Origin of the sequence: Roseibium sp. AS2 (assembly GCF_038900065.1) — a bacterium.
GTDB lineage: Bacteria > Pseudomonadota > Alphaproteobacteria > Rhizobiales > Stappiaceae > Roseibium.
The window spans coordinates 576,678-601,172 of record NZ_JBBMQN010000003.1; the positions used below are offsets into that span (position 1 = coordinate 576,678).

Below are 24,495 nucleotides of genomic sequence, written 5' to 3' on the forward strand. Positions count from 1 at the left end.
GAAACACACTTGCACCGATCCCGGCGTATGTCTAGTTGACCGGAAGGGGCCTGCGCTATTCGTGGTTCTGCGCACCTTCTCGGTAATACTACTGAGATCTGCGCAACAGATCTCCGGTGCAAGGACCGCTTGCGTAACAAGAGGGCGAAACAGGTGACGTTCAAGACCAAATTGCTGCTGATCACGATCCTGCCGTTGATCGCGGTCTCCCTGCTGATCGGCGGTGCGACCTACTACCAGTCCCGCGAACTCATCAACGCCGAGACACGGTCGGTCGAACAACGCATTCTGGCCGCCAAGCGCCAGGAAATCCGCAACTACGTCGACCTGGCCCTGACCTCGATCCAGCAGATCTACGCCGACGAGCCCGGCGGGCCCGAAAGCGCCAAGGACAAGGTCAGGGAAATCCTGCACAACCTCACATTCGACTATGACGGCTATTTCTTCGTCTACACGCTCGACGGCACCAACGTCGTCCATCCGAAACTGCCGCATCTGGTCGGCGGCAACTGGTGGGACCTGCAGGACGACAACGGCGATTACGTGATCCGCAACCTGATCAGCCAGGCCACCGGCGGCGGCGGCTTTCATCATTATGTCTGGCACAAGCCGTCGACAGGCACGGTCGAGGAAAAGCTGGGTTACGCGATCCTGCTCGACAAATGGAACTGGATGCTCGGCACGGGTCTCTACACGGACGACATCGCCAAGGAAGTTGCCGCCATCCGGGCCGAGTTCACCCGCAGCATCCGCCAGACCCTGTTCGTGATCTTCATGATCACGCTGGCGACGATCATCATCGCCGGATCGCTGATCGCCGGCGTGCGCTTTTCCGAACAGCGCTTTGCCGACAGCAAGCTGAAGGAACTGACCAACCGGATCTTTCAGGTCCAGGAACAGGAGCGCAAGCGTGTCTCGACAGAGCTCCACGACAGCATTTCGCAGTTGCTGGTATCGGTCCGCTATGGTGTGGAACTGATCCACAGCGAGGCCAACCGCGACCCCGGCCTGCAGGGGCACGCGGCCAAGTGCCTGCAGACCCTGGACGGAACGATTGCCGAAGTCCGGCGGATTTCCCGGGATCTGAGGCCCAGCGTCCTGGATGACATGGGCCTGTCAGCGGCCCTCGGCAGTCTCGGCAAGGAATTCCAGAACCAGTCGGGCATCACGGTCAATGTCACCGCCGAGCAATGCCACAGCCGTCTGCCCGAGGGCGCCAAGACGGCGCTCTACCGGGTGGTGCAGGAATGCATGACCAACGTTGCCCGTCATGCCCGGGCCAGCGAGGTCACGATCAGCCTGAAGGTCGGTCTCCAGAACCTCGTTCTGTGCGTCGAGGACAACGGTGTCGGCCTGCCGCGCCCGCTGCCCAAATCCGGCGGCCTCGGCTTCCGCAACATGCGCGAGCGCATCGAGACCTACGGCGGCAAGCTGACCCTGAGCCGGCGCGGCCCGGGCGGCACCAAGATCAAGGTTCAGATGCCGCTCGACAACGTCTCGGCAAAGGCGGCATGATGGTGGCCATGACAATGCATTCCCCTTTGTCCGGAACCGTCACCCGCCCCATCCGGGTGCTGCTCGCGGACGACCACGAACTGGTACGGGACGGGATCCGCGCGCGGCTTCTGAAGATCCCCGAACTGGAAGTCGTCGGCGAAGCGACCAACGGCCGGGACGCGCTCGACCTCGCGGCCGAGCTGCGGCCGGACGTATTGCTGATGGATGTCTCCATGCCGGTGATGAACGGTCTGGAAGCCGCAACCCGGATGCGCGAGTCCCTTCCCCAGGTGGCGGTCCTGATCCTGTCTGTCTACGACAACCCGGAATATGTTCGCGGTGTCGTCCAGGCCGGCGCGCGCGGCTACATCTTGAAGGACATTTCGGCCGCGGAAATGATCACGGCCATCACCAGCGTCGCCAATGGCGGCTATTATTTTTCCTCCGCGGTCGGGCCGACCCTCGTGGGTGCCGGCACGTCGGCGCCGGTGGCGGACCCTTACGGGCTGACCGACAGGGAGCGCCAGGTACTGACCGCGATCGCGAAGGGACAGCCGAACAAGGAAGTCGCCAAGGAGCTTGGCATCTCCGTGCGCACGGTGGAATCGCACCGGCTGAACCTCCGCGAAAAGGTCGGCAACAAGAATGCGGCGCAGCTCTACAAGGTGGCGCAGGATCTGGGATTGCTGGACTGACCGGTCTTCCGCTACATCTGGGCTTCAAGTCCTCCGACCGGAACCGATTTTCTCTCTTGCGCAGGCTCTGACATGACCAAACCGCTCGTCCTGGTAACCGCAGACGTGAAAGCCTTTGAAGGCTACAATTGGCACGCCGCGACATCGACCTATCTTCAGGCCGTCGTCAGCGGATCGGATGCCATTCCGATGATCCTGCCGTCACTGGGGGCCGAACTGGACCTTGACGCGGTCCTCGATCAGGTCGACGGCGTGCTCGCCACCGGTTCGCGCTCCAACGTCAATCCGCAATTCTATGGCGAAGACCCTACGGAAGAAAACGGGCCGTATGATCCGGACCGCGATTCAACCACCCTGCCGCTTCTCAAGCGGGCCGTGGAGCGTGGCGTTCCGGTGTTTGCGATCTGCCGCGGCATGCAGGAGCTGAACGTCGCCCTGGGCGGCACCCTCCTGACGGAAATCCAGGCGCTGGAGGGCCGCAACGATCATCGCGCGCCCACTTCTGACAGGCAGGAGGAGCGTTTCCGCATTGCCCACCCGGTGGAGGCCAGGTCCGGCGGCTGCCTGGCGGACGTTCTGGGTGTGGACGCCTTCGACGTCAACTCGCTGCACCGTCAGGCCGTCGGCGCCCTGGGTGCGGGGCTGGTTGTCGAGGCCCGTGCGGAAGACGGCACGATCGAGGCCGTGTCCCTGAAAGACAGTCCGGGCTACATGCTCGCCACCCAGTGGCATCCCGAATACTGGGTAACCACGGATGGTCCCTCGAAGAAACTGTTCAAGGCCTTCGGCGATGCCGCCCGTGCCTACCGTGAAAAACGTCTGGGGCTGTGAAACCGGGCTGAAGCACGGGGGGGCCTATCCCCAGCCGACCGCCGCGATCAGCAAGGTCAGGCCCAGGAGAAAGACCACCGCCGCGCCGACGATCTCGATTGTTCGGTGGATCCGCACGGACATGGCGCTGCCTTCGCCGAAGAGACGGACCGCCAGGTCCTTCGCCCCGACCGCAAGTCCGGCCAGCAGCGACACGGTGATACCGGTCCCGACCGCCATGGCGAGCGTCGAGGTGATGCCCGCGGCGATCATGCCTTGCGACAGGGCGAACACCAGCACAACCAGCGCGCCGGTACACGGGCGCAGGCCCACCGCCAGAATGATGGAAAGCGCGCGCGTCACCGTGATCTTGCCCTGGATCATGTCCGGTGTCGGCGCGTGGGCGTGACCGCAGGACGAACACACGCCGTCCGCGCCGAAGTCGTGATGATGGTGCCCGTGTGAATGCCCCCCATGATGGTGGGAGTGGTCGTGGTGGTGATCGTGGTGCGAATGACCATGACCTGCTCCGGCCAGCGCCAGCGCGCCGTCGGCGGAGGAGACGGAGAAACGGACCAGGACGGGCCGGATGGCCTTCTGCCACAAGAGCCAGGCGCCAAGACCGGTGATCAGCACATAGGACCCTATTTCAAACCAGTGCGCGGTGTCCGTGATGGCGATGCTGGTCAGGTTGAACACGACCGCGAGCCCACCCACCAGAACGATGGCGGTCAATGCCTGCGCGAACGCGGATGCGAACGACAGAACGACGCCCTTGCGGAGTGTTTCGTTGTTGGCGACGACATAGGACGTGATGATCGCCTTGCCGTGGCCGGGACCGGCCGCATGAAAAATCCCGTAGGCGAAGGACAAGCCCATCAGCAGCCATCCGGCATTCGGGTTGCTCCGGAATGAACGCAGGCTGGCGACCAGTGCCTGATAGAATTCCCGCTGCTTGACGGCGATCGTGCCGAAGATACCATCGAGAAATCCGACCTGAACCTCGGGATTTTCCAGTCCCTCGATCACCGCGACATCCTGTTGTGCCGTTTCGGTGACGGCCTTCACCCGGTTCTGATCGGGGCCAGACGCCTCGGGCAGCGCCTGGCCGGCAGCCGCCACAGCGGCAGGCTCACCACAGGTCACGATCATCTGGTTGATCTGCGAGGCCGCCGCCGATTGCAGCTCAGGCGGCAGATCGCGCTGGTCCGGACCGATCTGGGCCAGCGCATAGGCGGTCGCGTCGTCCAGAGGCGGCGGCTCCCGGCGCGCCACATGGCAGCTTGACGGCGCGTTCACGGTCCCGATGGCCTCGTCTTCCTGGCCAAACCGGAAGTCGACGTAGTAGGTCGGATCGTAGACGTCCAGGGTGATCGCCTGCTGCGTGTCGCTCGCCTCCTTGAACGGCAGTGTGAAATGCAGTTCGAGCAGCTTGACGTCGTCCGGCATCGCGCCGCCATTCATCTGGACGTCTTCCTGCATGGCCTCGAAGTCCTCGGGCTTCATGACCCAATAGTCCTTGAGCGGCACGGTGGCGACCTCGAGCCAGTAGTCGGTCGGTTCGCCGAAATCGAATTCGACACGCGCGTTGTCGCCGAAGGTGAAAAAGCCGAAGTCCGCCATGCTCTCGACATTGACCTTGGCCAGCTCGCTCAGCTCCGCGCGCGAATAGACACCGTCGTTGTCTGTGTCGAAGCCCTGAATCGCGAAAGCCGAAAAGGCATCGTCGAACCGGAACACGTGATTGACCGCCACCGCTTTCCCGGCGCTGTCGAACACCAGTTTCGATCGCGCCTCCACAAACACATGGGGATGGGCGTAAACACCCGTCAGCGACGCCAGCAGGAGCACAAGTCCCAGGCAAAGCCGGAAGCCGGTCCCCAAACAGGTTCCGCACGTAGAGGCAACGAAAGTCCGCACGATCCATCCCGCCAGATTCAAGTGTCAGATGTAATATGTTTACATGGCATGTCCGTTCTCCCTTGACCAGAGAAGACGGCAGGAAGATGACCGGCCCTACAGTGCAGTGCAAAAATCGGATCGGAAAAATTTTCACAAGGAAGATCCAGATATGGATCAAAACAATCACATGCCCGAGTGAATCCAGAAGAAAAAAGACAACATTCCTATCGACAGGGCTAAAATATTCCCAGCAACAACGACCTTACAGAGCCAGACATGAACGCTTTGCATACATCCATCCACCACAGCACCGTGTTCGACCACCCGGAAATGAGCGGCCATGAGGACGTTGTCTTCGTGCACGACAGGACCAACGGCCTGCGCGCGATCATCGCGGTCCATGACACCACCCTCGGCCCCGCTCTGGGCGGCTGCCGCGTCTGGCCCTACGACCACCCGGGCGACGCCCTGACCGACGCCCTGCGCCTCTCCCGCGGCATGACCTACAAGAATGCACTGGCCGGACTCGATCTTGGCGGCGGCAAGGCGGTGATCATCGCTGACCCGCGCAAGGACAAGACGCCGGCACTGATGGAGGCCTTCGGGCGCCACGTGGAGCGCCTGTCGGGCACCTATATCACTGCGGAGGATGTCGGTGTGACAACCGGTGACATGGAAGCGGTGGCACGCCAGACCGATCACGTGCGCGGCACCAGCGCCACTGGCCTTGGTGACCCATCCCCCTATACTGCCCTGGGTGTGTTCGAGGGCATCAAGGCGTCGGCGCGGCACGTCTTCGGCAGCCCCGACCTCGACGGCAGAACGGTCTCTGTCCAGGGGCTCGGCCATGTCGGCCACGACGTTGCCCGGCGGCTCCACGAAGCAGGGGCCAGGCTCATCGTGTCGGATATTCACGTGCCCGCTGTCCTCAGGGCCGTGGACGCCTTCGGCGCAGCCGCCGTCGACCCCGCAGAAGCGCATATGGTCGAGGCCGACATTTTCGCGCCTTGCGCCCTCGGCGCCGGCCTGAACGCCAGAACCATCCCCCATATCCGGGCCCGGATCGTGGCCGGAGCAGCCAACAACCAGCTTCAGACACCGGCGGACGGGCATGCCCTGCGCAAACGCGGAATTCTCTACGCGCCGGACTACGCGATCAATGCCGGTGGGGTGATTTCCATCGCGCTGGCCACACCGGGTGGCGACGACACGGAGGTACGGCAAAAGACGCTCTCGATCGGCGAGACCCTGTCGGCCATCTTCGCCCGCTCCGCCAGAGAGGAAACAACGCCTGAACGGATTGCCGATGCCATGGCCGAAGAGCGGCTCGCCAGAGCAGCCAGGGCCTGAGGCCCGTTCCGGCGCAGGAAGCGGCGGGAACGCCGCCCGCTCCCCGCAGGTATCAGGAGAGTTCGCGCTCGTTCGCGGACTTGAACATCAGGCGCACCAGGGCCTTGGCATCCTCCACAGCCGCTTCGCCCAACTCGGCGTAGCAGGCGGTAACGCCTTCATGGAGCATATAGAGGGTCGCCGCAAACCGGTCCTGGCCGCTCAATGCGCCGAAAAAACCGAGCAGCTCCTTCTTGTGGCGTCTGACCATGGACTCGATGTCGGTGCTGTCGGGATTGGCTGACATAGCTTGCCTGAACAGGCATTCCTTGCCTTCGGTCAGGCGCATCCAGCCACCAAGCTTGTCGAAAAGCTGTTCGGCCGCCGCGAGCCCCGGCTCGACAGTGCCGCTGCGGACATAGTCCAGATAGCGGCGGTGACGGTATTCAAGCGCGCCCAGGATCATGGCTTCCCGCGATGGAAAATGACGGTAGAGTGTGCGCATGCTGACACCGGCCCCGGCCCGCAACTCGGGCACGCTCGGCTCCGCAAATCCCCTGTTCCAGAAAACCTGTTCCAGTCGGGCGGCGATTTGTTCCTGAGGCTCTTTCATCGCTGACATGTTGGGCTCCGGGCTTCCCCATTCAAGTCGTGGTGTCGCCGGACAAAGGTGCCGCATTCACGGTCACCGTTTGGCAGGCCACGAACCATTTGATCGGCCCCGAAGCCGCAACGACCATTGAGATCGCTGACACATGCGCCGGAATTCCGGTCCAGGCCGCCTGGCATCCGGCACTCGCCCTCCGTCACGGACAGGACTTTCTCGCAAAAGTCTCGACGAGAAAATCGACGAAGGCGCGGACCTTTGCACTGAGATGCCGCCTGTGCGGGTAGACCGCATATATGCCGCGCATCGGCTCCTCATAGTCCTCAAGCAGCGTGACCAGCCTTCCCGAGACGATGTCTTCGGAGACAAAGAACAACGGTGTCCTGAGAAAGCCCAGGCCACACAAGGCGGCTTCCCGGGCACCTGCCGCGCTGTTGATTTCCAGCGGCCCCTTGACCACCACGGAACTCCGCTGGCCGTTTTCCTCGAAAGCCCAGTTCTGCTTGTAGCGGTAATTGGTGTCGATCAGGCAGGGGCGGGTAGCAAGGTCGGACGGGACCTTGGGCGCTCCGTATTTCTCGATGGTTTGCGGACTGGCGCAGACCACAGTGCGGAAAGGCGCGATCTTGCGGGCAATCAGGCTGGAATCGTCCAGCTGCGTGACCCGGACCGCAAGATCGAAGCCTTCCTCGACCAGATCGACGAACCGGTCTTCCAGCCGCAGGTCGAGGTTGATCTCCGGGTGCCGGACAAGGAAGTCCATCATCGCCCTGTTGAGCAGCATATCCCCCATGGACCGGGGAGCGGAGATCCGCAGGCGGCCGCGCACTTCCTCGTGCGAGGACTGCACAGACGCCTGCAGATCATCAATTCGCTGCAGGATTTCCACCGCTTCCTTGTAGTAGGCTTCGCCGACTTCCGTCATCGAGATCTGGCGCGTGGTCCGGTTCAACAGCCGGACACCGAGCTCGTCTTCCAGCTCGCCGACATATTTCGAGACCAGCGCCTTCGACCGGCCCATTTCCCGGGCTGCAGCAGAGAACCCATTTGCGTCGACAACTTGAATGAAGCAGCGCATCCGCGTGATTGCGTCCATCCGGCATCCTTCCAGTGACCGGGTCCCCGATGACCCGTGTACGCCATGCCCCCGATGGGCACTAAAACCTGTTCCGGCCCAGCGCAGCGCCGGGAAAAAGGGCGTGCCGGCGGCCGGAAATGCCGGGTCAGCCGTGCCGCGGTCTGCGCCGGCGCCCGAGACGGCCAAAACCGATCAGGATGCGCATGACCAGGTACCCGGCAAACGCACCGGCACCGGCACTGGTGAACCCGGCAATCGTCACCGGGACGGCCGGTTCGTAGTCCTCGGCCGTCGCCTGGGCCAGTTGCGGATCGAAGCCGCGGGCAAAAATCATCAGCCGTTCGATCGGCCCTGCCGATTCAAGTTCAGCCTGTTGCTGCTGAAGGCGGCTGAGACGGATCTCGGCGTTCAGCATGCTGTCGCCCCGCGCGCGGACAAAAGCGTCCCCGGACGACTTCTGGCGCGCGATTGCCTCTGCGGAGGTCAAGCCGTGGTTTTGGGCATCCCTGTTGAAATCGGCCAGAATCTCTTCCAGCGCGTCGATGGCGCCACCGAGGCGCTGCCGGTACTGCTGCGAGAATTCCGGCAACTGGGACGTCGCCGTTCCGCTCATCAGCATGGCAATCAACAACAGTATCCGCGCCATCCGGATCTCCCGTTCGCAGTCCGGCCCGTCAATCCTGCAGACTGACGATACCGGCCTCGGCCGTCTCCGTTCCGAAGACCAGCCGCGTGCCGTCCGCGTCCCAGTCCATCGATGACACCGGGCCTTTTCCCGGCCGTCTCAACAGAACTTCCGCATTGTCCGTGAACCGGCTCATCATGATCATGCCATCCTGATAACCGATCGCAACGACTTCCTCTTTCGGATGGCACGCGACCGCCGTGACCAGTGCGTCCCCGCGCGTTCCGAGTTGCAACGGCGTCTGCCCCATCGGGCCGGTCTTTCCGAAAAAGGGCCACAGGATCGCGGCATTTGCCCCCGACGTCGCCAGATAGCGGCCCTTGAGCGACCAGCTGAAGGATTTCACCTTGGCCGGGTAGCCGGTCATGCGCATGTCCTGGGTGTCCGACAGCCGCCAGCCATGCAGCGCGTTTTCCTGCATCGCCGTGACAAGGTATTTGCCGTCCGGCGAAAAGCTGGTGCCCAGATGCGCACCTTTCCAGGAAAGCTCGACCGGCGCTCCGTCGGTATTGGCCCACCACAGGTTCGCCCCGTCATAGCGGGACACCGCCAGGCGCATGCCCTTGGGCGCGAACGCCAGACCGCCGACCGCGCGTTCATGCGCAAACTCCTTTTCCCGGCCGTCGCCGAACCGGATCCAGGCGGTGCGTCCGCTGGCGAAGGCGACCGCACCGGACGGACCGGCCGCAATCAGGTCGATCCACTTTCGCGGCCGCTCGGCAACAAGGGCGCTGGACCCGTCCGGGCCGGTGACATGGATGCAGCCATCGTCCCCCGAAGTGATCAGGCCGGACCCGTCACGGCTGATTTCCGCGGCCAGCAGGCCGGCCTTGTGCGGCCTGCAGCGATGCTCGCCCGCGGCGGAGAAAAGGACCTCTCCTTCCCCGGTCGCGAAACAGGCACAGTCTTTCAGGAAGCCGGCCCTGACGACAAAGCCGTCCAGCTCCAAAGGTGCAATCGTCGGCAAGTGTCAATTCCTCATTGCGCGGCACAAGCCTGGAAACTGTCCTTCAGCACATCCCAGTTGAGATCGCGCCCGATGAAGACAAGCCGGCTCTCCCGCGGCTCGTCGGCTTTCCAGTCGCGCTGGTGATCGCCCTCGACAATCATGTGAACCCCCTGGATCACATAACGCTGCGGATCGTCCTTGAACGCGATAATGCCTTTCATCCGCAGGATGTTCGGCCCCTGCACCTGGGTAACCTGATTGATCCAGGGAAAGAACATGTCGGGGTTGAGGTCTCCGGCTGTCAGCGAGATGCTCTTCACCGAATGCGTGTTCTCGTCATGATGATGGTGGTGATGACCGTGGTCATGGTCATGTCCGTGATGATGGTCATGATCGTGGTCGCAGTCCGGACCGCAGTCATCCGCGTGATGCCCGTGTTCCAGAAAATGCGGATCGAGCGACAGGATACGATCCAGATCGAATGCACCCCGGTCCAGGACCTTGGCGATGTCGACGCCGCAGCGCTCGCTGTGGTGCAGGACCGCATAGGGATTGATCGCCCGGATACGGGCTTCGACATTGGCCCGTTCCTCGTCCGACACGAGGTCGGTCTTGTTGAGCAGGATCACGTCGGCAAAGGCGATCTGGTCCTCGGCCTCTTCCGTGTCCTCCAGCCGCTGCAGCACATGACGGGCATCGACGACGGCGACCACCGCATCCAGCTTCGCCGAAGCGCGGACGTCGTCATCCATGAAGAAGGTCTGGGCCACGGGCGCCGGGTCCGCCACGCCGGTGGTTTCGACGATGATCGCGTCGAAGGCCCCCTTGCGCTTCATCAGGTTCTGGACGGTGCGGATCAGGTCACCGCGCACCGTGCAGCAGATGCAGCCGTTGTTCATCTCGAAGATTTCTTCATCGGATTCGACCAGAAGATCGTTGTCGATGCCGACCTCGCCGAACTCATTGACGATCACCGCATACCGCTGGCCGTGATTTTCGGTCAGGATCCGGTTGAGAAGGGTGGTTTTACCGGCCCCCAGATACCCCGTCAGCACGGTGACGGGAATCTGGGCCGGGGCGTCCTGTGTCGCAGTCATCGCGAAGCTTCCTGGCGTGATATTGCTTGATAAGGCCCGCATGGCGGGCGTCCTGGGCGCGAATATAAGCACATCGACCGGCTATTGGGAGAGCCGGGAAAAAAATTCCGCAATTGCCGCCCGTCGAACACCGCCTTGGGCGTTCACCGTTCCGCCTGTCTGTAGAGGAACCCGGCACGGGCTTTCGCAGTTTCTGGCCATCGCACGGTTTCAAATTGGCGAAACACGTTCTAAACGTCTGTCAGGAGCCAGAACAGGGGGAGCAACACGTGCTGAAGACAATTGCCGGTTTTGACCGGATTGGTGAGGAAAATGCCTTCGCCGTGCTCGCCAGGGCCACGGAACTTGCCGGCCAGGGCCGCGACATTATCAACCTCGGCATCGGCCAGCCGGATTTCAAGACGCCGGAGCATATCGTCGAGGCGGCGGTCAAGGCGTTGCGGGACGGCCACCACGGCTATACGCCGGCAAACGGCATCGCCCCCCTGCGCGAGGCCGTCAGCGCCGATCTTCTGAAACGGCATGGCGTTGCAACCGATCCCGGCAACGTGCTGGTCGTCCCCGGCGGCAAGGTGACCATGTTCATGGCGATCCTGATGTTCGGCGAACCCGGCGCGGAAATACTTTACCCGGATCCCGGATTTCCGATCTACAGATCGATGATCGAATTCACCGGGGCACGTCCCGTGCCGGTCCCGATCCGCGAGGAGAACGACTTCGCGTTTTCCGCCGAGGAAACCCTGTCGCTGATCACGGACAGGACAAGACTGCTTATTTTGAATTCGCCCGCCAACCCGACCGGCGGCGTGACGCCCCGCGCCGAGATCGAAAAGCTGGTTGCCGGCCTCGACCGCCATCCGGACGTCGCGATCCTGTCGGACGAAATCTATTCACAAATGACCTATGACGGCGCAGAGCACGTTTCCCTGCTGACTTTCGAGGCAATACGGGACAGGCTGATCCTCCTGGACGGCTGGTCGAAAACCTATGCCATGACCGGATGGAGAATGGGCTTTTCGCTCTGGCCGGATCAACTCATGGACAAGGCGCGCAAGCTGGCCGTCAATGCCTGGTCCTGCGTGAACGCACCCGCGCAGTTTGGTGCGCTTGCCGCACTGACCGGTCCGCAGACCGCCGTCGGGGACATGGTTCGGGAATTCGATGCCCGGCGGAAGGTTACCGTGGACGGTCTGAATGCCATTGAAGGCGTGACCTGCCGGACGCCCCTCGGGGCCTTCTATGCCTACCCGAACATCAAGAACACCGGCTGGAAAGCCAAGGAACTTGCGTCCGCATTGCTCGAACAGGCAGGTGTCGCAGTGATCGGCGGACCTGATTTCGGGATTTTGGGCGAAGGATACATCAGGTTATCCTATGCGAACTCTACCGAAAACATCATAAAAGCGCTGGCACGCATAGAAAATTTACTTGAAAACAACCAAGGAGCTTAATTAATAGGCACTATTACCAATCACCACAAGGGATAATTGTAAATAGGCTCCGAAATCGGTTGAATTCTTACGTTGCGTATCCCTTTTATTAAACTTTTATTGTCTTGTATGAAACCGAGGCCCGATCAAAGACGTGACTACGGGGATGGACATGGCTGAGTGCATCACATTGGATCTTCAACAATCGTTCGGCGACATGACCGACTGTGTTGTCGTCACCAATGCCGATCGGGAAATTCTGTTCGTCAACAAGGCCATGGAACAGCTCCTGCGCGTCAGCAGCGAAGACTGCGTCGGATCCACGACAGAGCGTTTCTTTTCAGACACCGACCAGTTCGAGAAATTGGGCGAGATTTACCAGTCGCCCGCGGACCGGCCGCAACAAAAAACTTACACGCTCGAACTGCTGCGCGGCGACAGCACCACTGTCTGCGCCGAAGTTGTCGGCGCGCCGCTTGTTGATACTGACGGCAATCTCTCCGGTTTCCTGTTCATTGCGCGGGACCTTTCCGAACGCAAGGCGCTCGAAAACAAGCTCAGCGATATCGCGCTCACGCTGGAAGACGCCGTGGATGCGATCAACGAGGGCTTTGCGATCTTTGACAATGAAGACCGCCTGATCATCTGCAATGACAATTACCGTGAGATTTACGCCCTGACCGCGCCCGCAATCTTTCCCGGGAACCGGTTTGAGGACATCCTGCGCTTCGGCCTCAACAAGAAGCAGTATGATACCTTCGACCTCGACAACGAGGCGTGGCTGGAGAAACGCCTGGCGGCACACCGGAACGCGAACGGATCCGTCATTGAACAAAGCCTCAGCGATGGCCGCTGGTTGAGAGTTTCCGAAACCCGGACAAGAAGCGGTGGCATCGCCGGCATACGCGCCGATATCACCGAGCTCAAACATGCCCGTGCCGAATCGGAAAACGCTTATCAGAACCTGTCACTGATGGCCGACAACATCACCGGAAGTGTTGTCGAGGTCGATCCGGACGGCAAGTGTATCTTTCTCAACAAGACCGCCTGCGAGTGGTTTGACGGCACGCCGGACAACCTGCTCGGCACCCGCCTGCGCGATCGCCTGCCCTGGAAAGAGCGCGAAGTCATGCGCTCCTTTCTGCAGGAGGCTTGCAAGGGCAAGAAGGTGTCCAGCGAAGTCGGCCTTCATTTCCCGGACGGCGTCCATCGCGAGTGCCAGATAGACTGCAATCCGCGCGTTCTTGAAAATGACCAGGTCAAGGGCATTGTCGTCCTGATTACGGACATTACGGACCGCAAGAAAACCGAGCGGACCCTCGCGGAACTCTATGCAATCACCTCCACGCGCGAATTGGGTCACGAAGACAAGATCGCTGAAATTCTGCGCCTTGGCACCGAACATTTCGACCTGCCCTTCGGCATCATCAGCCACGTGATCGATGACCACTACACGATCACGCATGCCAACAGCCCCAGTGGTGAGCTTGAGCCCGGCACGTCCTTTCCGCTTAAGGACACCTACTGCACCCTGACACTCGACGCCGACGGTCCCCTGGCCACGGCGAATGCGGCAAACTCCCAGTTCGCCAGGCATCCCTGTTTCGAAATCTTCGCGCTGGAAACCTATATCGGCGCGCCGCTGCTGGTAGACGGCGTCGTGCACGGCACGATCAATTTTTCCGCCGCCCAACCCCGCAAGCGTCCGTTTTCGCCGGCCGACATTCAGATTGTACGCCAGTTCGCGGACTGGGTCGGACATGAAATCGCCCGCCAGCGCGACCATCAGGCCTTGATGGATGCCAAGATCAACCTGGAGCGGGTTGCCAGTATCGACGATCTGACACAGATCCTGAACCGACGGGCCTTCCTGGAGCGCGCCAATACCGAGATTCAGCGCTTTCGCCGAACCAAGCGCCCGTTCACGGCCGTCATGATAGACATCGACAAATTCAAGCATATCAACGACCTGCACGGCCATGCCGCCGGAGACGAGGTCCTCAAGCTGTTTGCCGACACCGTTGGTGGCGCCTTGCGTGCGGTCGATGTGTTCGGGCGTGTCGGCGGCGAGGAATTCTGCATGATCCTGCACAACACCACTCTGGAAGACGCCATGCTGGTGTGCGAGCGCCTGCGCATCAAGATCATGGACGAATGCCAGATGGATCATGTCCAGCAAACGGTGACATGCAGCATGGGCCTGGCCGCGGCAGCCCGCGAGGACGTCGAGTTCTCCACGCTCATGCAGAAGGCCGACACGGCGCTCTATGAAGCCAAGTCGACCGGCCGCAACAAGTGCATGGTCTACCGGACCGAGATGGAATCCGCACCGGCTCTTTGATCCCTCCTGCGACACCTGCCTGCCGCATCACCGCCCCGCGATGGCGACCGCACGCGCGGGCGCTGTTTCTTTGACGCGGCCCCCCGTGCATGCAACACTGCCGCGCAGGGGCAGGGAGCGGCTCGAAACATCCTCATCGGCAACACCAACATTGCGGCCCCTCCGGCGGATGATCTCGGCAGCGCCCGGCGTTCGATCGAGCACAGACGCCGCGCTTCCGCATTTTTTGAAGCGCTCTTCCCCTGACCGTCGGATCTAATCCGGTCGGCCATGCGCCGAACCAGGGTGTGGACACAAATCTGGGAGGGACAGTTGTTCAACAAGATACTCATTCCGATAGACTTGAATCATGCCGAGAAACTGGAAAAAGCCGTTTCGGCGGGTGTTTACCTGGCCAGGCAGGACAGCCTTCCCGTGGTGTTCGCGGCCGTCGCATCCGCCGCGCCCGGGTCGGTCGCACACACGCCGCAGGAATTCCGTCAGAAACTCGACGCATTCGCGGCTGCGCAGGGCGTCAAATACGGGATCAATGCATCGGGTCACGCCGTTTTCGTCCACGACCCGGCGATCGATCTCGACACAGGTCTTCTGACGGCCGTTCGGGAGACCGGCGCCGATCTTGTGGTCATGGCGACCCATGTCCCGAACCTGGCGGATCACCTCTGGCCCTCCAATGGCGGCCGGCTGGCCAGCCATGCGGACGTATCCGTCTTCCTCGTCAGATAACCAAGTTTCCCGAACCACAAGGAACGCTCCCATGAGCGACAACTCAGAAAATTCGAGCATCCCCGGTCCAGAAGGGGACGCCAACATCATCGATACGGACTACGAGATCGGGCAGGACAACATCGAAGCCAGTGTTGGCCCCTTCAACCTGGACATCCACAATCCGGTCTTTCTGGTGTCCGGACTGACGATCGTCGCCTTTGTCTTTCTCACGCTGACGTTTCAGACCGAAGTCGGCCCGATCTTCGACACCATGCGCAAGTGGCTGACCTCGAACCTCGACTGGTTCTTCATATTGTCCGGCAACGTCTTCGTGCTCGTCTGCCTTGCGCTGATCGTCACGCCGCTCGGCAATGTGCGTATCGGCGGCAGGGACGCGGACCCGGACTACAGTTATTTCGGCTGGTTCGCGATGCTGTTCGCTGCCGGCATGGGCATCGGCCTGATGTTCTTCGGCGTGCTTGAGCCGGTTTACCACATGGCCTTCTCCGAACCGGTGGGCGTGCCTTCGCCCTTCGACGCGGACGGCAACCTCATCCCCGAAAACGTCGCCGCCGCAAAAGCCATGGGCATGGCCGCGACCATCTTTCACTGGGGCCTGCACCCCTGGGCCATCTATGCCGTGGTCGCTCTTGCGCTCGCGCTGTTCTCCTTCAACAAGGGCCTGCCGCTGACGATGCGGTCGGTCTTCTATCCGATCTTCGGCGAACGCACCTGGGGCTGGCCGGGCCATGTCGTCGATATCCTGGCGGTGTTCGCGACCCTGTTCGGTCTGGCAACGTCGCTGGGCTTCGGCGCGCAGCAGGCCAATGCCGGTCTGAACTTCGTGTTCGGCATTCCGGTGAGCGTCACAGCACAGGTCATCCTGATCATCGGCATCACCGCAGTCGCCCTGATCTCGGTGCTGCGCGGTCTCGACGGCGGCGTGAAGGTCCTGTCGGAAATCAACATGCTGATCGCGGCGCTGCTGCTGGTCTTCGTGATAGCGGCCGGGCCCACATCCGCGCTGATTTCGGGCTTCTTCTCCAACATCGCCTCCTATGCAAAGGAAATCGTTCCGCTGTCGATGCCGTTCGGCCGGGAGGACGACGGCTTCCGGCAGGGCTGGACCGCCTTCTACTGGGCCTGGTGGATCTCCTGGTCGCCGTTCGTGGGCATGTTCATAGCCCGCGTCAGCCGGGGACGGACGGTGCGCGAGTTCGTGATTTGCGTGCTCATCATTCCGACGATTGTCTCCGTGTTGTGGATGACGGCCTTCGGCGGAACGGCGATCGAGCAGGCCCTGACCCTGGAAGGCAGCAAGGTGCATGAATATGTCATCGCCAGCTACAGCCCGGAGTTGTCGCTGTTCGGCATGCTCGCCGACCTGCCGATGGCGTCAATCACATCGTTCATCGCCATTGTCCTGGTGATCGTGTTCTTCGTCACGTCCTCGGATTCCGGCTCCCTGGTGATCGATACGATCACGGCAGGCGGCAAGGTCGATGCACCGGTGTCCCAGCGTGTGTTCTGGTGCACCTTCGAGGGACTGGTCGCCATCGCCCTGTTGCTTGGCGGCGGGCTCGGCGCCCTGCAGGCCATGGCGGTTTCCACCGGGTTCCCGTTCACGATCGTGCTGCTGCTGGCGTGTTACACGATCATCAAGGGCCTGCTCGACGAGCCACGCTGACAGCGAACGCCCCGCGACCGGAAACGGGCGGCCACCGGCCGCCCGTCAGGTTGTTGACAGGTTCTCGGTTGGTCATCGCGGACAAGTGCAGCGACGTTGCGCGCTGATCCGGGATCCGGCATGTCAGCGCAAGCGAAGGCGAGCACCAGAGCAGTCAAATATCTGAAATCAGGAATGAAGCCGCGCCTGTGGCGCGAAGTACGCGCTGGTTTCCGGCTCTGGCCATGCAGCTGCGCTGCAGACCGGCCGGAAAGACCCTGCGGGTTTGTCAGCGGTCCGAGACATGCCCCGATCGATCGCGGAATTTTATCTATTCGGCCAGTTTCGGCGCCAGCCGGATCCCCGGCGGCGGAGAACTTTCACGGATCCGCAGGTCGGGCTCGATCACGATGGGCTTGTTCGGAACCCTGTCGCCGGCGATCTGGCGCAAAAGCGTCAAGGCGGCGAGGCGGCCGATCTTGTCGGGCTGGGCGGAGACTGTGGTCAGGGCCGGCGTGCGCGCGTCCGCGCCGTCAATATCGTCATACCCGGTGATGGCCATGTCCGGTCCCGGTTCGATACCGGCCCGCCGGAACGTGGTCATCAGGCCGAATGCGACCAGGTCGTTGAAGGCGACGATCGCGGTCGGGCGCCGCTCCGCGTCCAGGACCTTCGAAACAGCTTCCCGGCCATCGGCCTGGGTCATCATTTCCGGAAGGTCCAACTGCCTGTCGGGTTCCAGTCCGGCTTCCTCCAGGGCCTTGCGCCAGCCCGCGTTTCTGAAACGGCCGGTCGAACTCCCGCGGCGACCGCCAACCATGGCGATGTCCTTGTGCCCCTGCCCGATGAGATGCCGGGTGATCTGGTAGGCCCCGGCGAGATCGTCCCCGCGCACGCAAGGAGCCCAGACCCCGGGAACCTCGCGCGCCACCAGCGTCACGGGGATGCCCTGATCCACCAGCCGGTTGATCTCCTCGGCCGATGTTCCGACCGAGGGGCACAGGATCAGGCCGTCCGCCCGGTGCTGCAGCAGCGTGTTGACGAACGCGCGCTGGCGCTTCACATCGTCCCTGTGGTTGCAGATGAAAACCATCTGCCCCTGCTCCTCCAGCACATCCTCGAGCGCGGAGAACACTTCGGCGAAATAGGGATTGAGAATATCGTGCACCGCAACGCCGACGATCTGGCTGCGCGACGTGCGCAGGGAGGCCGCCGACCGGTTGTAGATATAACCGATTTCCTCGGCGGTCCTCTTGACCTTCGCCCGGGTTTCCTCCGCGACCAGAGGGCTGTCCCTCAGGGCAAGCGAAACCGTGGCCGTGGAGATGCCGAGCTGATCGGCGATATGCCCGAGAGTAAGCCTTTGGCCGGGCTTCAGCGGAATTTTCGGCGAGGAAGGCTTGGATCCGTTGTCTTCAGGCATTCACACTTCTCGATGACCGCAGCGGCGGTAAGGGCGACCGTCCAGGCCCCCGGGTAAGCCGGTATTCCGTTTGGGCGACAGCCCCGGAGCGGTGCACGGCCACAGGACCGCGCACCACTTTAGCGTTTCGCCTGAGGGGCGGATTCGTCGAACTCTTCCCTGAGATTGACGACCACCCGGCGGTTCTGCGACTTGCAGGTCACTTCGGCGCAATCCGTAACCGGGCGTTCCACTCCGTATCCCTTGACCCACATCCGGTTCTTGCCGACGCCGAGCTTGGCCAGTTCGGCCATGACCGCATCCGCGCGCCGGGTCGACAGGGTTTTCTGCGCGGCCTCGCTGCCCTGATCATCGGCATGACCCTGAACCTTGACCAGCCATTTCTTGTTGCTCTTTAGCCAGCGGGCCTGGTTCTCGATCGTCACGCGGGCTTCGTCGGTAACAACGGCGGAGCCTTGCTCGAAATAGATCCGGCGGCCGACATTGATGATGAACTCTTCCTCGGACCCGGGAGAAATGTTCTCGAACCCGGCGACCGGCGCATTGGTCACGTTCGGTGAAGACAATCCGCCCGCGCTGTTGCAACCGGCGGCCCCAATTCCACATATCAGCGCGACAAGCGCGCTCCGGCCCAGCCGGCCAAACCTGTTCTTCAAAAGAAAGCCCCCAATTCCTTCTCGGTCGTCTTTACGACGAGCCGGCCTCAACCGGCATTCGCCCCCAGGTGCTCCAGCACCAGCACGCCTGTTCCCTTCGGGCAACGCTGATAGAGATCAATCACGTCTTCCGGGAACATCCGGATACAGCCGCTCGAAACGTCGTGACCGATGCTCCAGGGCTCAAGCGTGCTGTGAAGCCGGTAGCCCAGATCCCGTCCGTCCCGGTAGAGATACAGCGCCCGGGGACCAAGCGGATTGTTGGCCGCTCCGCCGTCGACCTTGCGCGGCAGATCGGGCTGGCGTTGCAGCATTTCGGGCGGCGGAACCCAACGTGGCCACAGAGCCTTGCGGTCGATCCGCGCGCGTCCGAACCACTGGAACCCCTCGCGGCCGACACCGACGCCATACCTGAGCGCGGTGTTGTTTTCCCAGACCCAGTAAAGGAAATGATTGTTAGTATCGACAACCACCGTTCCAGGCGGTTCGTCGCTGAGATATTTCACCATCTGGCGGTGCCAGACGGGATCGATGCGCTTGAAGTTGGTCCGGCGATATTCAAATCCGCTGTCCGGATGATAGCCGTTGAAATACGCATCGGCGGCGGCATTCGCCCGCGCCACATGCGGCATGGCAAGAGTTCCCGCGGCAGCGGCGGCGGCTCCGAGAAAAATTCGGCGGTTCAGTTCCATCCTATCCCCCAAAAAAGATCGGCTTTCAAACAGGTTGGCGGTCTTCACTCATGGGCGTAGTCCGACACAAGGCGCCATTAAGAGAGGAAGTCGCTGATCCCGTCAACCGCCCGCCCCGATTGATGGACCGATGCCTGCGCCGTTCGGGCGCCGTTCGGGTGCCGTTTTATGGAGTCCGGGAGCCAATCTGACCCGGAATGGCTCTAGAGACCCTTTACCCGCTCGCGATACAGAATATAGAGGCCGGAAGCGACCACGATGGCGGCACCGATAACCGTGGTGGTGGTGGGAACATCGCCGAAGACCAGAAAGCCGAGCGCGATCATCCAGACGATCTGGATATAGATGAACGGCGCCAGCACCGGGGCCGGAGCGATCCGGTGCGCCATGATGAACAGGTAATGCCCGCCGGCACCGAGTGCGCCGGTGGCAAGGAGCAGGACCCAGCTCAGGATGTCCGGCGGCGTCTGCCAGACCGAGATCCCGAAGGGAGCCATGGCCAGGCTGGCAACAAGGCCGGAAATGATAAGCATGCCCGCGGAGCCATCTGTCGCCGTGAGCTGGCGCGTCAGGATCGCATAGAACGCGTAGAAGGTCATCGCGCCGACCGAATAGATCGCCGCCCAGTGCATGCCGCCAAGGCCCGGCTGGGTCACCACCAGAACACCGATGAACCCCACAATGATCGCAACCCAGCGCCTCAGACCGGCCCATTCTCCCAGGAGCGGTCCGGCAAGCGCCGTGATCACGAAGGGACCGGCGAACATGATCGCCATTGTCTCGGCCAGTTGCAGGTGGCGCACCGCCAGGAAGTTGAAAACGGTGGTCCCGAGCAGACAGAAGGCGCGGACGATCTGCAGGAACGGCCGCCGGGTCTTCAGCAGCGAAGGTTTTTTCCAGACCTGGAACAGGACCAGAGCCAGCAGCAAATGACTGACGAAACGCATCCAGGCGATCTGCAGCGTCGGCAGACTGGCGGAGAGATATTTCGCGATCGCGTCCAGAATCGAAAAACTCAGGCAAGCCAGGACGATGAGACCGATGCCCGCAAGCGGCGCGGCCACCGCTGCGGTTCCGCGTGCAGGCTGTTTCTGTCTGTCTTGCGCCATTGGCAGCAAGCCTTTTTCGATTGCTCATCCGCAGATGAATGACACGGGAGGGACCGTTCCTGCTGGAACACTCCGGTTGCGACACGGTCTGCCAGCCGTTACCTGAAGAGGGAGACAAGCGGGAGAAGCCGGCATGCCTGTTGTGGAAATTGATACATCGCTGGGGCGCCTGTCGATCTTTGAAAGTGACGGCGCGATAACCCGGATACTATGGAATACCCCTTCTCGCCAAGACAAAACACCTTTGCTCGAAGAGGCCGCCAGGCAGATTGAAGCCTATCTGGCCGGAGACCTGAAAGATTTCGACCTGCCTCTCGCCCCGAAAGGCGGCGAGCTTCACCAGGCCGTTTTCAAGGCGATGCTGGCGATCCCCTATGGCGAGACGCGCACCTACGGGGACGTTGCACGAGAGTTGAACACCTACGGCCAGCCTGTCGGGCAGGCCTGCGGCGCCAATCCGATCCCGATCGTCATTCCCTGCCACAGGATCCTGTCGGCAAAAGGCCTCGGGGGCTATTCCGGCGACGGCGGCACCGAAACCAAGATAGCCCTGTTGAAGCTGGAGGGCGGCTATCCGTTCCTGATCTGATATCAGAGCCTGTGAGCATGGCCCATCTGAGCAAATGGATCAGATCGCACCGAGTGACCGTGCGGCGCCAACCCAGCGAATGGCAACCCTTCGAAGGAACAGACAAGAGCCATGAAGCACTATAAAATCGCAGCTATCCCGGCGGATGGAATCGGACCGGAAGTCATCGCGGCAGGGCTGCAGGCGCTGGAAGCGCTGGCGCGACGCGACGGCGGTTTTGCATTTGAGGTGACACACTTCGACTGGGGCTCGGACCGCTACAAGCGCACCGGCGCGTTGATGCCGGAAGACGGAACGCAGCAACTGAAGAAATTCGATGCGATCTTTTTCGGGGCCGTCGGCGCGCCGGACGTGCCGGACCATATTACCCTGTGGGGCCTGCGACTGCCGATCTGCCAGGGATTTGACCAATACGCCAATGTCCGTCCGACGAAGATCCTGCCCGGCATCTCGTCTCCCCTTGAAGGGGTCGGACCGGGGGATCTGGACTGGGTGATCGTCCGCGAGAACTCCGAAGGCGAATATTCCGGCCACGGCGGCCGTGCGCACAGGGGCCTACCCGAGGAAGTCGGGACCGAAGTCGCGATTTTCACCCGGGTCGGCGTCACCCGGATCATGCGCTATGCCTTCCGTCTCGCCCGGTCGCGTCCGCGCAAGTTTCTCACGGTCGTCACCAAGTCGAATGCCCAGCGCCACGGCATGGTCATGTGGGACGAGATCGCTGCGGAGGTTTCGAAGGAATTTCCGGATGTGACCTGGGACAAGATGCTGGTCGACGCTATGACCGTCCGCATGGTGAAGGACCCGAAGAGCCTCGATACGATCGTCGCCACCAATCTTCATGCCGATATTCTGTCCGACCTGGCCGGAGCCCTGGCCGGCAGCCTCGGCGTGGCCCCTACCGGAAACATCGATCCGGAACGCCGCTTCCCGTCCATGTTCGAACCGATCCACGGATCCGCCTTCGACATCACCGGAAAAGGCATCGCCAACCCTGTCGCGACCTTCTGGACAGCGTCGCAAATGCTCGAGCATCTGGGCGAGACGAACGCCGCGGAACGGCTTATGCGCTCGGTTGAAAAAGTCTGCGACGATGGCGTGCTGACACCGGATGTCGGTGGCACGTCGACGACGCAGGATGTGACCGACGCGGTCTGCGAAGCCATCCGCGTGGAAAACATCTGAACAATCGATCAGGCGGAACGCCGACCCATCTGCCGGGTCGGTGGCCGCCCCCCCTGGCGGAGGACAAAACGCTACAGGGCCCTGAACAGCATCATTCCGATGACGACAACCACAGCCGCCAGAGCGCTCCAGGCCAGAAATGAATGCAGTTCGGAGCGCCGCGAAGCGCCCACGTGCCGGAGGCGCTGTTGCGCGACCGGTCCAAATCCGAACCCGTCGCCGCGCGAGGCCTTGCTGGAAACCTGCGCGAACCGGCGCCGCAACTCCGCAGCGCGGCGGGCCCCCCTGTCCTCGTTGATCGACGTGTAGTTCATTGCCATTTCAATCTCGCTCCGCGATGCTCCGGATCTCGAGAAGAGATGGTTTCGAACGCGTCGGAATTCAAATGAGCAATTTTTAATCTTGGCGGCCGGCCGGTTGTCGAGGCGCCCGGTCCGTCGAGAACCGTTCCCAGGCAAAACCCGAAGACATCTTCCAGTCAGGCTGCGGACAGTTCCTTGGTCTTCCCTGCGTCCGGGGTCTCCTCGCCGTCCGTCTCGAAATCGGATTCGTGTTCGGGATCGTCGTCGATGGAGATGGACAGGTTCTTTTCCACCTGCCGCAGCAGCTTGCGCAGTTTCTTGCGGTCCTTGTCGTCGAGACCGGACATGGCCTCACGTTCAAGCCGCTTCCAGGCCTTGTCCACGAAGACCACCAGTTCCCGCCCCGTATCGGTCAGGTAGACCCGGGCCAGACGCCCGTCCGTGTCGGACACCTGGCGCCGGACATAGCCTTGCGCGGACAGGCGGGTCACCATTTTCGTTACCGTCGGCGGCTGAACGCCGAGAGCCAGCGCCAGTTGGCTCATGGTCCTGCCGTCCGCATCGGCGAGCACCTTCAGGACCAGCTCCTGCCCAGGATGCAGCCCGATCCGCATGAGATGCGATCCCGCACGGGCCCGTTGTGCCTTCGCCGCCTGAACCAGACGAAAGGTTATGCTTTTCTTGTAGTTGAAAGCCATTGCACCATCCCCGTCCCAAAAAACTCGAATCACGCTCAACGTCGACGCGGCGCACCCTAGACGGAGTATTTAACCGTCGAATGACACTGCACGAGCCGGGCATGATTTGGCCGCAGGGGCGCCGGCTGGCATGTTTTGGGCTGCGATTGGACGCGGCGGCCCGCACCGGGGATCAGCCCATGCCTTGGGGGTCCATCGCCGTTTGCAAGGCCGTCGAAACCTCCTGGCAATAAAGACTGTACTGCCGGGAATTGCGGAAGGCGTCGTCGCGCGGCTGCGAGGGCGTGATCATTTTCTCGCAGCTCACCCGGCCGGGCGCGGCCGCCATGACAACGATCCGGCTGGACAGATAGACCGATTCAAACACCGAATGGGTGACGAACAGCACCGTCCAGCCGAAGCTGGCCTGAAGGCGAAGGAGATCGTTGTTGAGCTTGAAGCGGGTAATTTCGTCGAGAGCCGCGAAGGGCTCGTCCATCAACAGCACCCTCGGGCGGGTAATCAGCGCGCGGGCGATCGACACGCGCATTTTCATGCCTCCGGATAATTCGCGCGGAAAGAGCTGCGTGGCGTCCTCAAGACCGACCGTCGCAAGCGCATCCATCACCTGCTCGCGGGCGCGCTCGCGTGAAACCCAGCGTGCGCGCAACGGCAACCAGACATTGTCGAAGACACTTGCCCAGGGCATCAGCGTCGGTTCCTGGAAGACGAACGCCAGGTCCCGGTCGATCAGGTCCCGGTCGTTCCGCTCCCGATCTATCTTCCTGTCCGGCTGCGCAGCAGGCCACTCGACGCCACCCGCACTCGGTTCCGACAGCCCGGCAATGATCCTGAGCGCACTGGACTTGCCGCATCCTGACGGTCCGAGCAGGGACACGAATTCGCCTTCGCGAATGTCTAGGGAGAAGTTGTCCAGCGCCGTCGTGCCGGTGTCGAAAGCCTTGCGGATATTTCTCAGCGAGACGACCACGGGCGCCTGATCTTGTTGTGACATGGGATCATGTATCCTTGCCTTGGGCCCACCTGGCCCGGGTGTCAGGGTTGGGA

23 protein-coding genes are annotated in these 24,495 nt (G+C 62.0%); 10 read left to right on the top strand and 13 right to left on the bottom strand.

The genetic code is table 11. The features are described from left to right. The first annotated feature begins 153 nt into the window (after nucleotides 1–153). The 3 genes from WNZ15_RS11585 to WNZ15_RS11595 all read left to right on the top strand — a co-directional run bounded on the left by WNZ15_RS11585 (nucleotide 154) and on the right by WNZ15_RS11595 (nucleotide 3,023). A complete protein-coding gene (locus tag WNZ15_RS11585) occupies nucleotides 154–1,515 on the top strand; it encodes a cache domain-containing protein (RefSeq protein WP_342893123.1) in 1,362 nt (453 codons plus the stop codon). An 8-nt stretch (nucleotides 1,516–1,523) separates the two neighbouring features. Further along, complete coding sequence (locus WNZ15_RS11590; RefSeq protein WP_342893124.1) at nucleotides 1,524–2,192, top strand: response regulator transcription factor; 669 nt, start codon at nucleotides 1,524–1,526, stop codon at nucleotides 2,190–2,192. A 72-nt stretch (nucleotides 2,193–2,264) separates the two neighbouring features. Beyond that, nucleotides 2,265–3,023 (top strand): gamma-glutamyl-gamma-aminobutyrate hydrolase family protein, encoded by a 759-nt coding sequence (locus WNZ15_RS11595; RefSeq protein WP_342893125.1) that lies wholly within the window; start codon nucleotides 2,265–2,267, stop codon nucleotides 3,021–3,023. A 24-nt stretch (nucleotides 3,024–3,047) separates the two neighbouring features. On the opposite strand, the gene WNZ15_RS11600 is transcribed toward WNZ15_RS11595, so the two are convergent. Beyond that, a complete protein-coding gene (locus tag WNZ15_RS11600; RefSeq protein WP_342893126.1) occupies nucleotides 3,048–4,886 on the bottom strand; it encodes a DUF1007 family protein in 1,839 nt (612 codons plus the stop codon). Nucleotides 4,887–5,180: 294 nt separating this feature from the next. Here WNZ15_RS11600 and WNZ15_RS11605 point away from each other — a divergent pair, with 294 nt between their 5' ends. After that, entirely contained in the window at nucleotides 5,181–6,254 is a 1,074-nt protein-coding gene (locus tag WNZ15_RS11605; RefSeq protein ID WP_342893127.1) for a Glu/Leu/Phe/Val dehydrogenase dimerization domain-containing protein, read from the top strand. A 52-nt stretch (nucleotides 6,255–6,306) separates the two neighbouring features. Here WNZ15_RS11605 and WNZ15_RS11610 read toward each other — a convergent pair whose 3' ends face one another. The 5 genes from WNZ15_RS11610 to WNZ15_RS11630 form a co-directional block, all read right to left on the bottom strand. Further along, nucleotides 6,307–6,855, bottom strand: a complete 549-nt coding sequence (locus WNZ15_RS11610; protein WP_342893128.1) for a TetR/AcrR family transcriptional regulator — start codon at nucleotides 6,853–6,855, stop codon at nucleotides 6,307–6,309. A 184-nt stretch (nucleotides 6,856–7,039) separates the two neighbouring features. Further along, nucleotides 7,040–7,936 (bottom strand): LysR family transcriptional regulator, encoded by an 897-nt coding sequence (locus WNZ15_RS11615; RefSeq protein ID WP_342893129.1) that lies wholly within the window; start codon nucleotides 7,934–7,936, stop codon nucleotides 7,040–7,042. Nucleotides 7,937–8,063: 127 nt separating this feature from the next. Continuing rightward, complete coding sequence (locus tag WNZ15_RS11620) at nucleotides 8,064–8,564, bottom strand: DUF2937 family protein (protein WP_342893130.1); 501 nt, start codon at nucleotides 8,562–8,564, stop codon at nucleotides 8,064–8,066. 28 nt (nucleotides 8,565–8,592) lie between these two features. Continuing rightward, entirely contained in the window at nucleotides 8,593–9,570 is a 978-nt protein-coding gene (locus tag WNZ15_RS11625) for a WD40 repeat domain-containing protein (protein WP_342893131.1), read from the bottom strand. Between the two features lie 11 nt (nucleotides 9,571–9,581). Further along, nucleotides 9,582–10,649 (bottom strand): GTP-binding protein, encoded by a 1,068-nt coding sequence (locus tag WNZ15_RS11630; RefSeq protein WP_342893132.1) that lies wholly within the window; start codon nucleotides 10,647–10,649, stop codon nucleotides 9,582–9,584. 269 nt (nucleotides 10,650–10,918) lie between these two features. On the opposite strand from WNZ15_RS11630, the gene WNZ15_RS11635 reads away from it, so the two are divergent. The 4 genes from WNZ15_RS11635 (at nucleotide 10,919) to WNZ15_RS11650 (ending at nucleotide 16,815) form a co-directional block, all read left to right on the top strand. Continuing rightward, on the top strand, nucleotides 10,919–12,100 hold the full coding sequence (locus tag WNZ15_RS11635; protein WP_342893133.1) for a pyridoxal phosphate-dependent aminotransferase: 1,182 nt from the start codon (nucleotides 10,919–10,921) through the stop codon (nucleotides 12,098–12,100). A gap of 151 nt (nucleotides 12,101–12,251) precedes the next feature. Next, nucleotides 12,252–14,420 (top strand): diguanylate cyclase, encoded by a 2,169-nt coding sequence (locus WNZ15_RS11640; RefSeq protein ID WP_342893134.1) that lies wholly within the window; start codon nucleotides 12,252–12,254, stop codon nucleotides 14,418–14,420. Nucleotides 14,421–14,732: 312 nt separating this feature from the next. Beyond that, entirely contained in the window at nucleotides 14,733–15,146 is a 414-nt protein-coding gene (locus WNZ15_RS11645; protein WP_342893135.1) for a universal stress protein, read from the top strand. A 31-nt stretch (nucleotides 15,147–15,177) separates the two neighbouring features. Further along, complete coding sequence (locus WNZ15_RS11650) at nucleotides 15,178–16,815, top strand: BCCT family transporter (protein WP_342893136.1); 1,638 nt, start codon at nucleotides 15,178–15,180, stop codon at nucleotides 16,813–16,815. 310 nt (nucleotides 16,816–17,125) lie between these two features. On the opposite strand, the gene WNZ15_RS11655 is transcribed toward WNZ15_RS11650, so the two are convergent. The 4 genes from WNZ15_RS11655 to WNZ15_RS11670 all read right to left on the bottom strand — a co-directional run bounded on the left by WNZ15_RS11655 (nucleotide 17,126) and on the right by WNZ15_RS11670 (nucleotide 20,674). Then, the gene (locus tag WNZ15_RS11655; RefSeq protein ID WP_342893137.1) at nucleotides 17,126–18,217 is read right to left on the bottom strand and encodes a LacI family DNA-binding transcriptional regulator; all 1,092 of its coding nucleotides are present in this window, start codon (nucleotides 18,215–18,217) and stop codon (nucleotides 17,126–17,128) included. Between the two features lie 119 nt (nucleotides 18,218–18,336). Next, nucleotides 18,337–18,768, bottom strand: coding sequence for an OmpA family protein (locus WNZ15_RS11660; protein WP_342893138.1), 432 nt, complete (start codon nucleotides 18,766–18,768; stop codon nucleotides 18,337–18,339). Between the two features lie 152 nt (nucleotides 18,769–18,920). Beyond that, nucleotides 18,921–19,505, bottom strand: coding sequence for a L,D-transpeptidase (locus tag WNZ15_RS11665; protein ID WP_342893205.1), 585 nt, complete (start codon nucleotides 19,503–19,505; stop codon nucleotides 18,921–18,923). Nucleotides 19,506–19,768: 263 nt separating this feature from the next. Further along, on the bottom strand, nucleotides 19,769–20,674 hold the full coding sequence (locus WNZ15_RS11670; protein ID WP_342893139.1) for a DMT family transporter: 906 nt from the start codon (nucleotides 20,672–20,674) through the stop codon (nucleotides 19,769–19,771). A 244-nt stretch (nucleotides 20,675–20,918) separates the two neighbouring features. Between WNZ15_RS11670 and WNZ15_RS11675 the strand changes: the two genes are divergently transcribed. Both WNZ15_RS11675 and WNZ15_RS11680 read left to right on the top strand, forming a co-directional pair. Continuing rightward, on the top strand, nucleotides 20,919–21,263 hold the full coding sequence (locus WNZ15_RS11675) for a methylated-DNA--[protein]-cysteine S-methyltransferase (RefSeq protein WP_342893140.1): 345 nt from the start codon (nucleotides 20,919–20,921) through the stop codon (nucleotides 21,261–21,263). 111 nt (nucleotides 21,264–21,374) lie between these two features. Continuing rightward, nucleotides 21,375–22,448, top strand: a complete 1,074-nt coding sequence (locus WNZ15_RS11680) for a tartrate dehydrogenase (protein ID WP_342893141.1) — start codon at nucleotides 21,375–21,377, stop codon at nucleotides 22,446–22,448. Nucleotides 22,449–22,519: 71 nt separating this feature from the next. On the opposite strand, the gene WNZ15_RS11685 is transcribed toward WNZ15_RS11680, so the two are convergent. The 3 genes from WNZ15_RS11685 to WNZ15_RS11695 all read right to left on the bottom strand — a co-directional run bounded on the left by WNZ15_RS11685 (nucleotide 22,520) and on the right by WNZ15_RS11695 (nucleotide 24,442). Continuing rightward, a complete protein-coding gene (locus WNZ15_RS11685) occupies nucleotides 22,520–22,768 on the bottom strand; it encodes a hypothetical protein (protein WP_342893142.1) in 249 nt (82 codons plus the stop codon). A gap of 158 nt (nucleotides 22,769–22,926) precedes the next feature. Further along, nucleotides 22,927–23,448: a MarR family winged helix-turn-helix transcriptional regulator gene (locus WNZ15_RS11690; protein ID WP_342893143.1), complete on the bottom strand. Its 522-nt coding sequence runs from the start codon at nucleotides 23,446–23,448 to the stop codon at nucleotides 22,927–22,929. Nucleotides 23,449–23,620: 172 nt separating this feature from the next. Continuing rightward, the gene (locus WNZ15_RS11695) at nucleotides 23,621–24,442 is read right to left on the bottom strand and encodes an ABC transporter ATP-binding protein (protein WP_342893144.1); all 822 of its coding nucleotides are present in this window, start codon (nucleotides 24,440–24,442) and stop codon (nucleotides 23,621–23,623) included. Between the last annotated feature and the right edge of the window lie 53 nt (nucleotides 24,443–24,495).